Origin of the sequence: Campylobacter showae CSUNSWCD (assembly GCF_000313615.1) — a bacterium.
Classification (GTDB): Bacteria; Campylobacterota; Campylobacteria; order Campylobacterales; family Campylobacteraceae; genus Campylobacter_A; species Campylobacter_A showae_A.
This window is the reverse complement of sequence record NZ_AMZQ01000010.1, coordinates 88,469-101,867: the sequence shown is the minus strand read 5'-3', so window position 1 is coordinate 101,867 and position 13,399 is coordinate 88,469. Positions and strand designations below refer to the sequence as shown.

15 protein-coding genes are annotated in these 13,399 nt (G+C 47.7%); 7 read left to right on the top strand and 8 right to left on the bottom strand.

Features of this window, described 5'->3' with window-relative positions; all coding sequences use genetic code 11:
• Positions 1-121: 121 nt before the first annotated feature.
• Positions 122-388, top strand: coding sequence for a 30S ribosomal protein S20 (gene rpsT, locus CSUNSWCD_RS07995; RefSeq protein ID WP_002949506.1), 267 nt, complete (start codon positions 122-124; stop codon positions 386-388).
• 11 nt (positions 389-399) lie between these two features.
• Positions 400-1,467, top strand: a complete 1,068-nt coding sequence (gene prfA / locus CSUNSWCD_RS07990; protein WP_009495599.1) for a peptide chain release factor 1 — start codon at positions 400-402, stop codon at positions 1,465-1,467.
• A 587-nt stretch (positions 1,468-2,054) separates the two neighbouring features.
• Here the strand turns inward: prfA and CSUNSWCD_RS07985 are convergent.
• Genes CSUNSWCD_RS07985 through CSUNSWCD_RS07975 form a run of 3 tightly spaced genes read right to left on the bottom strand, consistent with a single transcriptional unit; the run spans position 2,055 to position 3,389 of the window.
• Entirely contained in the window at positions 2,055-2,456 is a 402-nt protein-coding gene (locus CSUNSWCD_RS07985) for an SEL1-like repeat protein (RefSeq protein WP_009495598.1), read from the bottom strand.
• The gene (locus CSUNSWCD_RS07980; protein ID WP_009495597.1) at positions 2,453-2,707 is read right to left on the bottom strand and encodes a MarR family transcriptional regulator; all 255 of its coding nucleotides are present in this window, start codon (positions 2,705-2,707) and stop codon (positions 2,453-2,455) included. The genes CSUNSWCD_RS07985 and CSUNSWCD_RS07980 overlap by 4 nt, the downstream gene beginning before the upstream one ends.
• 10 nt (positions 2,708-2,717) lie before the next feature.
• On the bottom strand, positions 2,718-3,389 hold the full coding sequence (locus CSUNSWCD_RS07975) for a hypothetical protein (protein ID WP_009495595.1): 672 nt from the start codon (positions 3,387-3,389) through the stop codon (positions 2,718-2,720).
• Positions 3,390-3,483: 94 nt separating this feature from the next.
• On the opposite strand from CSUNSWCD_RS07975, the gene CSUNSWCD_RS07970 reads away from it, so the two are divergent.
• Positions 3,484-4,254 (top strand): exodeoxyribonuclease III, encoded by a 771-nt coding sequence (locus CSUNSWCD_RS07970; protein ID WP_009495594.1) that lies wholly within the window; start codon positions 3,484-3,486, stop codon positions 4,252-4,254.
• 164 nt (positions 4,255-4,418) lie between these two features.
• On the opposite strand, the gene CSUNSWCD_RS07965 is transcribed toward CSUNSWCD_RS07970, so the two are convergent.
• Positions 4,419-4,985 carry a manganese efflux pump MntP gene (locus CSUNSWCD_RS07965; protein WP_009495593.1) on the bottom strand — a complete coding sequence of 189 codons (567 nt, stop codon included), beginning with the start codon at positions 4,983-4,985 and terminating at the stop codon, positions 4,419-4,421.
• 299 nt (positions 4,986-5,284) lie between these two features.
• Here CSUNSWCD_RS07965 and CSUNSWCD_RS07960 point away from each other — a divergent pair, with 299 nt between their 5' ends.
• The 4 genes from CSUNSWCD_RS07960 to CSUNSWCD_RS07945 all read left to right on the top strand — a co-directional run bounded on the left by CSUNSWCD_RS07960 (position 5,285) and on the right by CSUNSWCD_RS07945 (position 8,763).
• On the top strand, positions 5,285-6,031 hold the full coding sequence (locus CSUNSWCD_RS07960; RefSeq protein ID WP_009495591.1) for a DUF4197 domain-containing protein: 747 nt from the start codon (positions 5,285-5,287) through the stop codon (positions 6,029-6,031).
• 14 nt (positions 6,032-6,045) lie between these two features.
• Positions 6,046-6,933, top strand: a complete 888-nt coding sequence (locus tag CSUNSWCD_RS07955) for a DMT family transporter (protein ID WP_009495589.1) — start codon at positions 6,046-6,048, stop codon at positions 6,931-6,933.
• Positions 6,934-7,191: 258 nt separating this feature from the next.
• Positions 7,192-8,085, top strand: coding sequence for a DMT family transporter (locus CSUNSWCD_RS07950; protein WP_009495582.1), 894 nt, complete (start codon positions 7,192-7,194; stop codon positions 8,083-8,085).
• A 39-nt stretch (positions 8,086-8,124) separates the two neighbouring features.
• Positions 8,125-8,763 (top strand): DUF6630 family protein, encoded by a 639-nt coding sequence (locus CSUNSWCD_RS07945; RefSeq protein ID WP_034964655.1) that lies wholly within the window; start codon positions 8,125-8,127, stop codon positions 8,761-8,763.
• A gap of 107 nt (positions 8,764-8,870) precedes the next feature.
• Here the strand turns inward: CSUNSWCD_RS07945 and CSUNSWCD_RS07940 are convergent, their stop codons facing one another.
• The 4 genes from CSUNSWCD_RS07940 to CSUNSWCD_RS07925 form a co-directional block, all read right to left on the bottom strand.
• Positions 8,871-9,725, bottom strand: a complete 855-nt coding sequence (locus tag CSUNSWCD_RS07940; RefSeq protein WP_341871753.1) for a metal ABC transporter permease — start codon at positions 9,723-9,725, stop codon at positions 8,871-8,873.
• A 396-nt stretch (positions 9,726-10,121) separates the two neighbouring features.
• Positions 10,122-10,877: a metal ABC transporter ATP-binding protein gene (locus CSUNSWCD_RS07935; protein WP_009495573.1), complete on the bottom strand. Its 756-nt coding sequence runs from the start codon at positions 10,875-10,877 to the stop codon at positions 10,122-10,124.
• Positions 10,874-12,439 (bottom strand): nickel/cobalt transporter, encoded by a 1,566-nt coding sequence (locus tag CSUNSWCD_RS07930; protein WP_009495572.1) that lies wholly within the window; start codon positions 12,437-12,439, stop codon positions 10,874-10,876. The genes CSUNSWCD_RS07935 and CSUNSWCD_RS07930 overlap by 4 nt, the downstream gene beginning before the upstream one ends.
• Positions 12,440-13,354 carry a metal ABC transporter solute-binding protein, Zn/Mn family gene (locus CSUNSWCD_RS07925; RefSeq protein ID WP_009495571.1) on the bottom strand — a complete coding sequence of 305 codons (915 nt, stop codon included), beginning with the start codon at positions 13,352-13,354 and terminating at the stop codon, positions 12,440-12,442. It abuts the gene before it with no gap.
• Positions 13,355-13,399: the final 45 nt, after the last annotated feature.

The window sequence follows — 13,399 nt, the reverse complement described above, 5'->3', positions numbered from 1 at the left end:
TATCAAAAAATATCCAAATTTAAGTTGTAAATTTCCTCGCTTTAAATTTTACTTAAATTAAGCGGATTTTAAAACTGATTTTTATATAATCACGGACTAAAATTATGACAAAAGGGACATTATGGCAAACCATAAATCTTCTGAAAAAAGAGCCAGACAGACTATCAAAAGGACTGAAAGAAACAGATTTTACCGCACTAGGCTTAAAAATATCACTAAAGCCGTGCGCGTAGCCGTTGAGGCAGGCGATAAAGAAGCCGCGCTAAACGCGTTTAAAGTGGCAAATAAAGATTTCCACAGCTTCGTTAGCAAAGGCTTTTTGAAAAAACAAACAGCTTCTCGCCGCGTAGGACGCCTCGCAAAACTCGTAAACAAACTATCTGCTTAATCTAAATTTTAATGTTAGCCGACAAACTGCAGCCTTTTTTGGATCGCTACGACGAGCTCTCTCGTCTGCTTAGCGATCCGTCCATCACAAACGATATCGCAAATATGACCAAGCTCTCCAAAGAGCAATCAAATTTAGAAGATATCGCCTCGGCTGCAAAGTCCTATCTGCAAACTCTCGCGGATATCGAGGAGAACAAGGCTCTGCTAGATGACGCCGAGCTTGGCGAACTAGCCAAAGATGAGCTAAAAAATCTCGAAGCCCAAAAGGAAAATCTCGAAGAAGAGATTAAAATTTTACTCCTTCCAAAAGATCCGAACGACGATAAAAACGTGTTTTTAGAGATCCGCGCGGGTACGGGCGGAGACGAAGCGGCGCTTTTTGCGGGCGATTTGTTTAACGCTTATGCGAGATATGCCGAGCTTCGCGGTTATAAATTTGAGATCGTAAGCCAAAGCGAGGGCAACACCGGCGGCTTTAAAGAGATTATTTTGCTGATAAAGGGCAAGGGGGCGTACTCGAGGCTCAAATTTGAGGGCGGCACTCACCGCGTCCAGCGCGTGCCGGAGACCGAAAGTCAGGGCCGCGTGCACACATCTGCAGTCACGGTCGCTATCATGCCAGAAGTCGAAGATAGCGAGATCGAGATAAATCCAAATGACCTTCGCATTGACGTTATGCGTAGCTCAGGTCACGGCGGACAGTCGGTAAACACGACCGACTCGGCGGTACGCATCACTCACATCCCGACCGGCATCGTCGTCACAAACCAAGACGGCAAAAGCCAGCACAAAAACAAAGAAGCCGCGATGAAGGTGCTAAAAGCGCGCCTTTATGAGATACAAGAAGAAGAGCGCCTAGCCAAAGAAACCAGCGAACGCAAAAGCCAAGTCGGTACGGGCGACCGCTCGGGCCGTATTCGCACCTACAACTTCCCGCAAAATCGCATCAGCGACCACCGCATAAATTTGACGCTTTACCGCCTCGATGCGATAATGGCGGCGGGACTTTTCGACGAGATTATCGAGCCGCTGATTGCGCATTATCAGGCCGAAGCGATCTCGGACGCCGATCTGTAAATTTTCAAATTCACTCAAATTTTGGCATTTTTAATACGATATTTTCGTTAAATTTGGATGTAAATTTTGCTACGGACAGGGTCGTCATGCAAGTTAAATTTGAGAACAACTTATCTTTGTGCTTTAGGTAAAATCTCTGAAAAATAGTTGTAAATTCGGATTTGTTTTTAAAATTTAGCGTTAAAAAATATCAAATAAAACTAAGTTGAAGTATGTAAACCGATAAAATTTGGTCGTCCATAACACATAAAATTTCAAATTTATCCAACTAAAATTTATCAAATTTCCAGTCTACCGCACCGTCAATATACAAAACAAAAACCGCCTGTCAAAGCCAAATCTAGCGTTCGAAATCAGGTTCTATAAAAATAGCAAAACCCGCAAAATTCTCAAATTTGACAATCAAATACAAGGTGCTAAATTTAATTTTATGCGGATTTGTGAAAAATTTGAGCGAAGTTTTGCGACAAACTATTTAAATTCAATAGCTAGAAATAATTTAAAATTTCACGACGAAGCTAAAATTTAACCCCGCGCTCGTATGTTTGCCACATATTAAAGCTCGTTTTTTCACAAGCAAAACAGCTTCACTTCGCCAGTTCAAGTATATTGCACGCTCGTTTGGAGCCCAGATCGCAGGCCTTTTTGAGTCGCTCGCCCGATAGCTCAAAGCTTTGCTGCGCGACGTCGCCCTTTAGATAAAACACCGACTCCTCATAGCAGCTCTCCGCGCTCCCTGCGGCGCAGGCGTCTTTGTAGATCGCAAAGGCCTTCGCGCCATCCTTGTAGCCAGTTAGCCCTTTGGCGAAAAACTCCGCGGAAAAGTAGCAAGCCAGAGCGTCGCCGCCCGAGCAGCTTTTTTCTAGCTCGGCGAGCGTTTTTTCGCAGCTTGCGGCGTCGCCTTTGTTGATGCAGGCATTTAGCCCAGCTTCGTCTATCGCGGCATTTGAGAGCACAACTGCAGCGGCTAGTATCCAAATTTTTCTCATTTTTTCTCTAGTTCCTTTAAATTTTTAAATCTATATATCCCGTTTTTTACACGCTCGAAAATTTTGCGATTTTCAAGCAGCTTGATGGTCTGCGTGACGGTGGGCTTGCTAGCGTCCGTCCGCTCGCAGATCTCTGAAATTTTAACGGTTATGAAGCCGTTTTCGTCCGCATTTTTGGCCAAAAATAAGATGATTTCCATCTTTTTCTCGCCCAAAATTTGACCGAAAATCTCCCTCTCTAGCTCCGTCATAGCGCCAATTTTATTTTTTGTATTCTAAGAGTTTTAGATATTTTTTTGCTATCGGATCAAGGAAAAAGGCATCGTATTTATCGCCCGGGTCATTTCCCATAAGTTCCGGTCTCATATTGTATTTATACATTTCTCGACCATTTTCGTTTTCGTCTTCATGATATACGTAAAATGCGCCCTCTAGGACGACTTGTCCGAATTTACATTTTTTGCTCTCGCTTTCTTCGTTAGGCCATTCGTATTCCCATTTGTATATTTGCCCAAAATTTGAATTTCCGACTTTTAAAAATATATTTTTGAGATGATTGCTGTTAGGCTCGTCCAGCATTAGTTCGCCGTATTCTATGCCGGTGTTTACATCTCCGTCATACCCTTCGCCAAAGTCGTAATTTTTTCCTTCGTAGGTTATTTTACTGCCGTCGGTCATAACGAAACTTTCGCCCAGATAACTATAGTTTTCGCCCTCTTTTCGCTTGGTCGCCTCGGCTTCTACGTATTGCATGCTGTTTTCATTGGCGCAGTAACTTAGTTTTAGCTTTACGATATCGTTTTTATTCTTTTTTAAAAACGATTTTAGCGCGTGCATAGACTTGACGTCTGACAAAAATATCTCGGCAGTATCTACCTCCTTCGCACCCAAAAACGCGGCAAGCGCAAGCGATAAAACGATGACTTTTTTCATTTTTTACTCCTTAAAATGAACCTAATTTTACTAAATTTTAGCTTATTTTACAGCTCTTGCGATAAAATACGCCAAATTTAACAAAGGATCAAATTTGAAACTAATCAGCTGGAACGTAAACGGACTGCGCGCGGTCGCCGCTAAAGACGGATTTGCTTGGCTAGAGCAGCATAGACCCGATTTTTTGGGCCTTCAGGAGATCAAGGTGCGCGAGAGCGACGTGCCTGCCGAGATTTACAAGCTCGGATTTAACGAGATCAGCGTAAATTCGGCAGCAAGAGCCGGGTATTCTGGCGTGATGAGCCTGGCTAAATTTAGCTCCGTTACGCAAAAGGCGGCGTTTTTTGACGACGACGAGGGACGGGTTTTGGAGCATAGATTCGGCAACGTCGTACTTTTTAACATCTACTTTCCAAACGGCCAAAAAGACGACGCGCGTCTAGCCTACAAGATGGATTTTTACGCTAAATTTTTAGCCTACATCCAGGAGCTCGTAAAACAGGGAAAAGACGTGATATTTTGCGGCGACGTAAACACCGCGCACCGCGAGATCGACCTTAAAAATCCAAAGGCAAATGCCAAAACCTCGGGCTTTTTGCCTATCGAGCGCGCGTGGTTGGATGAGGTCGTCGCACGCGGCTTTATCGACACCTTTCGGCAGGTGCGCGGTGACGAGGCGGACGCGTATTCGTGGTGGAGCTACCGCTTTAACGCCCGCGCCAAAAACGTCGGCTGGAGGATTGATTATTTTTTCATTTCATCAAGCCTCAAAAACCGCCTAAAAGACGCGTTTATCCTGAGCGATATCATGGGCTCTGATCACTGCCCCGTCGGCATTGAGATTGATTTGGACGGGCTTATTTAAATTTGATTTTTTAGCGGCGTAGGTTAAATTTGAGCTAAATTTACGCTTTTTGAGGCAATCGAAATTTGGGTTAAATTTGGCTTTGGCGCAAGGTTTGATTTCTAAATTTGAACGCAGAGTGCGCGTAAGGCGCAAAATTTAAACCTAAAATTCTGCGCACCGTATCAAATTTGACTCAAAAACCCGTGATCAAAAAGGTGCGTGATTAAGATTTTAAAACCAAGAGCGATGAGGATCGCGCCGCCTAAAATCAGCGCCTTTTGCTCCAAAAACTCTCCCGCAAATTTGCCGACGTAAAACGCCGCAACGCTAAGTGCGAAGCAAACTATCCCGATAACAGCGGCGCTAAAGTAGATGTCCGCGGCCGTAAAGCTCAGCGTAACGCCCACGGCTAGCGCGTCGATGCTGGTGGCAAATCCGCCTGAGAGCAGCATCTTCGTATCAAGGCTCACGGCCTGTGCAGGCTCGTTTCTACAGGCTTCTCGGATCATCTTTGCGCCCAAAAAGCCCAAAATCGCAAACGCGATAAAGTGATCGATCTGTGCGATAAATCTAGCAAACGCTGCGCCCAAAAAATAGCCAGCAAGCGGCATCGCCGCCTGAAAAAATCCAAAAACAAATGCGATAAATAAAATCTTTGATAGCGCGAGATTGCGGTATTTTGCGCCGTTTGCGATGCTAAGCGCCGCCGCGTCCATAGCAAGCGCGATAGAGAGAAGTAAAAGCTCCATTTTGCCCTTTCAAAAAGGCTAATTTTAACTCAAATTTTGCCTCTTGCGGTTAATCACGCTCAAATTTGTGTCTAAATTTGATGTCTGAAATTTGGAGCCAAACAGACAAGCGCGCCGTATAAATTTGCGATTAAATTTAACCCTTAAATCACGGCTCAAATTTGCGTTTTAAATTTTGAAAATTTAAGTCGCCGCGCCGTAAAGATGCGGGTAAATTCGCTCTAAAAAGGCCCAAATTTACCCGTTTAAAAGCTGAAATTTAATATCATAACCGCCGAATTTTACTTTAAGGAAAAACGATGAAGAAAAGTTTGATCTTATGCGCGGTTTTGCTCGCCGTTTCGGCTCAGGCTAATTGGCAAGAGACGCTAAATCAAGGCGCGCAGATACTGGGCGCGGCAAACTCGGGCGACTACAAAAGCGCAGTCAGCTCGGCTCTAAATGCGGCCGTTAAGGAGCTATCAAACGGAGGATTTTTAAAAAACGCTACGGCTAAAATCCCGCTGCCAAAGAGCCTAGAAACGGCGGCAAATTTGGCTAAAAAAGTGGGTGGCGAAAAGTGGGCTAACGAGATGTTAACCTCGATAAATAACGCAGCAAGCGCGGCCGTGCCGGGGGCTGCGGACGTATTTTCGGGCGTGATAAAAAATATGAGCGACGCGGACGTGAAAAAGGTGCTAGAAGGCGGCAAGGACAGCTTTACGAGGTTTTTGCAACAAAATTCGAGCGAGAAACTGCAAGCCGTGTTTAAGCCGATCATCACCAAAATGATGAGCGACAATACCTTTGCCACGGCGTACAACGGGCTAAATTCGTTCGTCGCGGGTAGTGCGCTGGCAAAATCAGACGCCGCAAAGCAGCTAAAAGGCATCGCAACTAGCATGGGCGCTGGCGAATACATACCGCAAGAAAACGAGGATCTAAACGGCTATATCACGCGCAAGACGCTAGACGGGCTCTTTAACGTGATGAGCGAAAAGGAAAGCTCGCTACGAGGCGGCGCTGTGGAGCAGGGCACGAAAATCCTGCAGGGAATTTTCAAGTAAAATAAGGGAGAATAGTGAAAAATAGTTTGGAATTTCGCGCCGACGTAGGCATGATTTTTGTTGCGATAGTCTTTGGTCTGGGCTATCTGCCTACCTCGCTAGCGCTTGCTACTAACGGCGTTTTTGGCGTTTTGTTTTGGAGATTTTTGCTAGCGGCGATCATAGCTGGGGCGATATTTTATAAAAAGCTAAAAGACGTGAGCGCGCCTGATATAAAATCTGGCGTGATCTTGGGTCTATTTTTGTTCGCGGGATTTGTCAGTCAGACTTTTGCGTTTAAATACGCCGACACCTCGTCCGTGGCCTTTATCATCGGGCTAAACGTGGCCTTGGTGCCTTTTATCGCGGCGGGGCTTTTTAGGCATAAAATTTACTCCTACGCGTATGTGGGCGTGGCGTTTGCGGTGGCGGGGCTTTATATGATAGGCGATACGAAGGTCGGCTTTGGCCTGGGCGAAATTTTGGCTCTGGTTTGTGCGTGCGCCTACTCTTTTCATATCGTGCTCACCAACCGCCTAGTGCAAAAATGCAACCTCGTAAATATGGTTTATTTTGAAATTTTGACCCTAATCGCGCTTTGTTTTGCGGCTATTTTGGTTTTTGAGGACGCTAAAATCGCTCCCGTCGTGGACAAGGCGTTTATCATAGCAATGCTAGTCGTGGGCGTGCTGGGTACGGCGTTTGCGTTTTTCGCGCAGGCCTTGATGCAAAAATTTACGATGCCCGTTAAAACGGCGATATTTTTCACTCTAGAGCCCGTAACCGCCGGAGCGATGGGGTATTTCATCGGCGCGGAGGACATCAGCGCGTATAGGCTTTGCGGTGCGGCGCTTATCTTGGTCGGAGTTTTGATCAGCGAGATAGGCAGCTACCTGCGCGCCAAAAAGGAAAATTTAGCCTAAATTTCGGCGGGTTTTGCTTGGCGTTTCGCTCAAAGCGCCGATCCGCGGCAAGATCAAATTTATCAAATCGCCGCCAAATTTACTCTCTCGGCGATTTTGACGCAAATCTTTTTAAAATCGCCTCTTAAATTTAGCTTTAAATTTATCGCCATTTCGACCGCTAGCAAGAGGGCGGCGACTCTCAAATTTGACGCGATAAAGCCCGAATTTAGAGAAATTGCGTTAAATTTGCCCCTTAAATTTAGCTAAAGAAATCAGATGAAAAAAACAACCGAATTTAAGGCCGACCTCGCGCTGTTCGTGATCGCGGTGGTCTGGGGCGTGACGTTTTTGCCGATGGCGCAAACGCTAAAGACAAACGGAGTTTTTACGCTTTTGTTTTGGAGGTTTTTGATCGCGGCCGCGCTGATGGCGCTCATAAGCCTCAAATTTACGCGAAAAATCGACCGCAATTCATTAAGATTTGGCGCATTTTTAGGCGCGCTTTTGTTTGCGGCCTTTACGCTTCAGACCTTTGCTCTCAAATACACCCCAAGTTCCACCGTCGCCTTTATCACGGGGCTAAACGCCGTCTTTACGCCATTTATCGCGCTCGCGTTTTTTGGACAAAAGGTCGTAGTTTATGCCTTTATTGGCGCGTTTTTATCGGCTGCGGGGCTTTATTTTCTAACGGGCAGCGAGCTTGGTTTTGGCGCGGGGGAGGGGCTTAGTGTCGTTTGCGCGCTAGGTTTTGCGCTACATATCATTTTCACGGGCGTTTTGGTGCGAAGGTGCGAGCTATACTGGATGGTGAGCGCGCAGTTTGCGGTCGTGGCGGCGCTTTGTTTTGTTGCGGCGCAGATTTTCGAGCCTAGAGGCGTCGTACCCGTTTTAGACGAGGCGTTTTTTGTCGCAGTTGCTGTAACGTCAGTGTTTGCGACGGTTTTGGCGTTTTTCGTACAGACGGCGGCGCAGCGCTACACGACGCCCGTTAAAACCTCGCTCATCTTTACCTTTGAGCCGGTAAGTGCTGGGGTTGTTGGGTATTTTTTTGGCGGCGAGATACTAAGCGGCGTGCAGATAGCAGGAGCCGGACTCATACTCTTTGGTATCGTCGTTAGCGAGGTGGGCAGCTACTATAAAAATAAAAAATCGCGAGTAGCCGGCTCGTAAAGGCGGCTAAATTTGACGAATCTAATCAAAGGAGCGAAAATGACGAAAGATCAGTGCTGCGTCCTAAAGCATTTGACGGCGGGCGAAACGGGCGGTTTTGAGAAAACGGGCGAGATGGACGATAACGAGTTCTTAAACGCGCTTATCGGAAAAGGGCTTATTTGGATACTTGACTGGGCCGGCGAGGACGAGACGGGCGATGTAGGCAAATTTATCAGCTCTAGGCTTGATGCGCTGCAAAGTGGCGTGTCACTAGACTGCGATAAAATTTACGCAAGGCTCGAAAAAGAAGCAAAAAAAGAGGGTTTCGAGCGCGGCGATGCGAGCCTATTTTTGATGAACGAGTTTCAAAAAGCGCTCAAAAAGAGCGATTTTAGGCTATTTACTTTGGATCTGCATAACGACGCTTATTACCTACTCATAGCACACAAGGACGCCGAAAAAGACTTTAAGAAAATGGCAAAGCGCGAGGAGCTATTTTGGGATATCGTGCCGTGGGGCAAGCGCCGCAAAAGGCAGATCCTTTACGTCATAAACTGCGAGTGCGGCGAGATGTCCGCGTGGCAGCTGGATGCGGACGAGCCGTCGCCAAGAGACGAGGTTTGCGAGGTCTGCGGGCGGGTGCTTTTCGACGCAGACGGCAACGCGATGCAACCTTTGGAGAAGGAATTTTTCTGATTTAGATTTGCGGGGTCAATTTGCCTGTGTCATCGTAAATTTGAGGTCAAATTTACGCCGCAGACTACGAGTTAAATTTGATCAAATTTAACCCAAAAACGCCGAGCCTACCGCCTTTTTACCGCCGTAAATATAAAAAAGCAAACCGAAGCGATGAGGATGATACTAGCACCGCTGGTTAAATTCGCCTCAAAGCTTAGCCACAGCCCGCTCACGCAAAACGCGGCCGAGATGAGCGCGGCGTTTAGCATCATCGTGCCCAGACGGCTCGAGACCACGCCTGCGATATAGGGCGGGATCGTGAGCAGCGCGATAACCAGGATGAGTCCGACCGCGCGTATCGTCATCACGACGCTTAGCGCCATCATGCACGTTAGTGCGTAGTAGAGCAGCGTTGTTTTCACGCCGCGCAGCCTGGCAAACTCCGCGTCAAAGCTAAGCGCCTCAAACTGGCGGTAAAATAGCGCGACGGACGCGAGTATGACGCAGTTTGCGACCGTCATGAAAAGAAGATCGCCCTGTGGCACGGCCAAAATCGAGCCGAAAAGATAGCTCATGAGATCGACGTTGTAGCCGGGCGTTAGGTCGGTGAGGATGATGCCAAACGCCATGCCAAACGCCCACAGCGCACCGATAACGGAGTCCATCTTGCTTTTATCTTTGAGCGTGATCGTGGCGATGAGTAGCGCCAAAAATACGGAAAACAGGCTCGCTCCAAGCAGCGGCTCGAGCGAAAAATAAAACGCGATGCCAAGCCCGCCGTATGCGCCGTGAGCGATGCCGCCCGCGATGAAAACCATGCGGTTTATGACCGTGAGCGTGCCGATCACGCCGCAGGCGATGCTAACGAGGATGCCCGCCAGCAGGGCGTTTTGCATAAAATTTAAGCTAAGAGCTTCTAGCATTTGTTTCCTTTTTTTACTTTTTTCGGCGTTTTTGGCGTTTCTCGCCGAGACCCGCACCTTTAAGATTCTAAATTTGGTTTGGTTAAATTTAGCGTTCTCTAAAAATTTTTAGTTTTTCTTTTTTTCTTGGGAGGCGGAAGGGGTTTCTACTTACGAAGCGTCGCCCCTTCCGCCCCCAAACCCCCACCTGCCCCACTGCACGTGAGATGTTGCTGCACTGCGTGCAGGTTTATTTGGCGCTGTCGCGCCGCACGTTTTTTAAATTTGCATTTTTGTGGTGTGGGTCTCGGCGACTCAAGTTTGCAAATTTGAGCGTAAAACAATAAGGCGCCGTATTTTTTCTTTAGACGAGGCGGAAATGAGCCGAGCGAGGGCGCATACATATAGTATGTAACTGAGCTTCGGTGAAATTTCCAACGACGTATAAAGGAACAAGCCAAGCCGCCGCTAAATTTAATGTTTTCCGCAGCCGCACTCCTTGAGCGCCACCTCCACATCGCAAAAATGCCTATGCTCGCTCGCCAAATGCTCGATAAAATCCTGCTTGGAGCCGTGCGAGATCTCATGCATGAAAAGATCGTGATTGACGTAGGCGACTTTGGTGGCGAAATTTAGCGTCAAATTTACGTCGTGGCTGATGAGCACGACGCCCGTGCCGTCCTCGTTTATCTGTTTTAGCAGCTTATAAACGTCCGCCTGGCCTTTCGTATCGATGCTGGCGGTTGGTTCGTCTAGCATCAAAATCTTTGCCTTCGCGCAAAGCGCGCGCGCGATATAGACGCGTTGGCGCTGGCCGCCGCTTAGATCGCCGATCTTTCGCCGTGTAAATTCTCCCATCCCGACGCGCTCCAGCGCCGCCTCGGCCTCTATCTTATCGTCCTTACCGTAAAATCCAAACAGCTTTTTATCTATCCGCCCCATCAAAACAACCTCGAGCACGCGCATCGGGAAGCTTTGATTTATCGGGATATTTTGCGGGACGTAGCCCACGGCCTTGCTCACGCTAGCGGGCTCCTGGCCAAACACCTCGATCGTCCCGCCGCTTGGCTTGTTTAGCCCTAGCATCAGCTTTAAAAGCGTACTTTTGCCGCCGCCGTTTGGGCCGATGATAGCTAGGAAATCCTTGCAATCGTATTCTAAATTTATACCGTCAAACACGAGGTTTTCATCGTAACCAAAGCTCAAATTTCGCACCGAAATGTCGCTCATAAAACGCTCACCTTACCCGAAATATAAAACATAAAAACGCCAAGCCCCAGCATCACAAAAAGCGCGGCAAACTCGCAGCAAGTCCGCAGCGCGCGAAATCTCATCGCGCCTTTTAGCTTAAAGCCGCAAACGGCCGCTAGAAATATCACCGCACCCATGCCAAGCCCCATAAACACGCCACTAGCAAGCCCGGCCGCGTAGCTGTTTAGGCTAAATGCTAGCACGAAAACTAGCAGCGTACCCGGACACGGTACGAGAGAGCCCGCTAGCACCACGAGCCACTCGCTAGCGGTCTTTGGCGCCTCGGTAGAAGCCCTACAGGCTGCGCAGCCACATTCGCTCTCGTGGGCAGCAGGGCTAAATTTGACGGAATTTAAGCCTAAATTTGACGCGGAGTTTAAATTTGAGCCAAAAACTTTACTCGCTCCATTTGCGCCTTTTTTGTCCGAAACAGACGCGCTAGCAAAGCTAAATTTAGGCTTTAGCGCCGTTTTTTTAAGCTTAGCGTAGATCATATAAAGGCTCACGCAAACGATCGCTACGGCCGAGATTTTCGTCATCGCGCCCGCTATGTCGCTGACCTTGTCCGTCAAAAACGCGTTTAAAAAAACGTAGCTAAAAAGCACGAGTAAAAACGCCCCCGCCACGTGCGCGAACCCGACCTTCATCGCAAAAACCAGCGCGCGCGAGTAGCTGCCGCCGTTTGCGATGAAGTAGCTAGCCGTTAGCATCTTAGCATGACCCGGACCCGCGGCATGCAAAAATCCATAAAAAAAGCTAACCGCAGCCAGCAGGGCGAAATTTAGCGTGTTTAGCTCGGCGCTATTTATCTTAATGAGCTCTTTTAATCGCTCTAAAAACTGAAGGCTCATCCCTGAAACGGAGTCAAATTTCGCCCTATCCTCGGCGTCGATTTGCTCTAAATTTTGCTTACTTTGCGCCTTAACTAGCGAGCTAAGCTCGGGCTTTGCAGGCTCTATTTTGGGCGCTTTTGAAGTCATTTCAAAAAACGCCGTGCTCAAATTTACGTTTGGCACGAGATAAATTTTATCGGTGAGCGCGTATGGCTCGGGCGAGCTTATTTTAAAGTTAAAAAATCCCTCGTGGTCAAAAACCTCGACCGTGACGACGCGGCCGTCCTTGACTGCTAAATTTAGCTCTAAAATATACTCGAAATTTAGCCTGCCCTCATCCAGATAAACCCGCTGCGAGAGCGTTTTGGCGTGCAGATTTACGGTCTCGCCGGCGCCGTCGTAGTAGCCTACGCTCGTTAGATACCCGCGCGGCACGATGTAGTCGAGCAGGGATTTTTGCACCTTCCACGCTTCGTTTTTGCTAAGCGCTTTGTCGGCATTTTCGTCGTAGCTTTGCAGCGTGAGTTCGGTGAAATTTTCAGAAAACGTCCAGGTTACGACGGCTGTTTTTATCATATCGCCTTGGACGTCAAATTTGACCGAGGCGTGCGCGGTCGGAGTGTAAAGCGAACACAGAGCGCAAGCGTGCGCAAAGCTAAAAAAGGACGCAAAAAGCGCGAAAATAGCGAGTATGCGTCCAAATTTCATTTACAGGCTCTTTGCAAAAATTTGCGCCGTTTTGCGTAGCTCGGCGTCCCAATCAAGCGGCAGTTGATCGATCTCTACGACGCTAGCACCGCTTTCTTTGGCGATGGTTTGAGCGGCTTTTTTAGAAAACTGCGGAGCGACGAAAATGACCTTCACGCCGTGCTCTTTGGCCTCTTCGATAAGCTCTTTTAGCTCGGCCGGTTTTGGTTCTTTGCCATCCACTTCGATCGCGATTTGCTCTAGGTCGTAGCGCTTAGCAAAGTAACCCCAAGACGGGTGATATACGATAAATTCGCGGTTTTTAACGTTTGCTAGAGTGCTTTTGATAAAGCCGTCAAGCTCGTCAAGCTGGGCTTCAAATTTGGCCAAATTCGCTTCAAAAAGCGCCTTGTTCTCAGGATATTTTTCGCTTAGCGCGGCGGCGATATTTTTAGCTTGGATTTTAACAGAAACGGGATCTAGCCAGATGTGCGGGTCAAATTCGCCGTGGTGATGCTCGTGATCGTGGCCCGCATGCTCGTGTTTATGCTCGTGATGAGCGTGTTCGTGCTTGGCGTCATGATGATCGTGGCCCGCATGCTCGTGGTGACCTTCAAATTTGATCTTTTCTACGCCCTCATCGGTTTTTATGATTTTAAGGTTTGGATAAGATTTTTGAAATTTCGGCAGCCAAGCCTCCTCAAACTCGATCCCTATAGCAAAATATAGATCGCTTTTTTCAAGCGCGGTCATCTGTTTTGGCTTTGGTTCGTACGTGTGCGGATCGGCTCCTTTGCCTACCATTACGTTTACCTCGACCGCGTCGCCCGCGATTTGCTTGACGAAATACTGCTGCGGCAAAATACTGACGCTAACTTGTCCTTTGGCGTATAGCGCGACTAAGCCCAAACATAAAAACGCGAAAATTTTTCTCATTTTTATCCTTTCCGTGTTAAAATTTGGGCGAAATTATATCAAAAG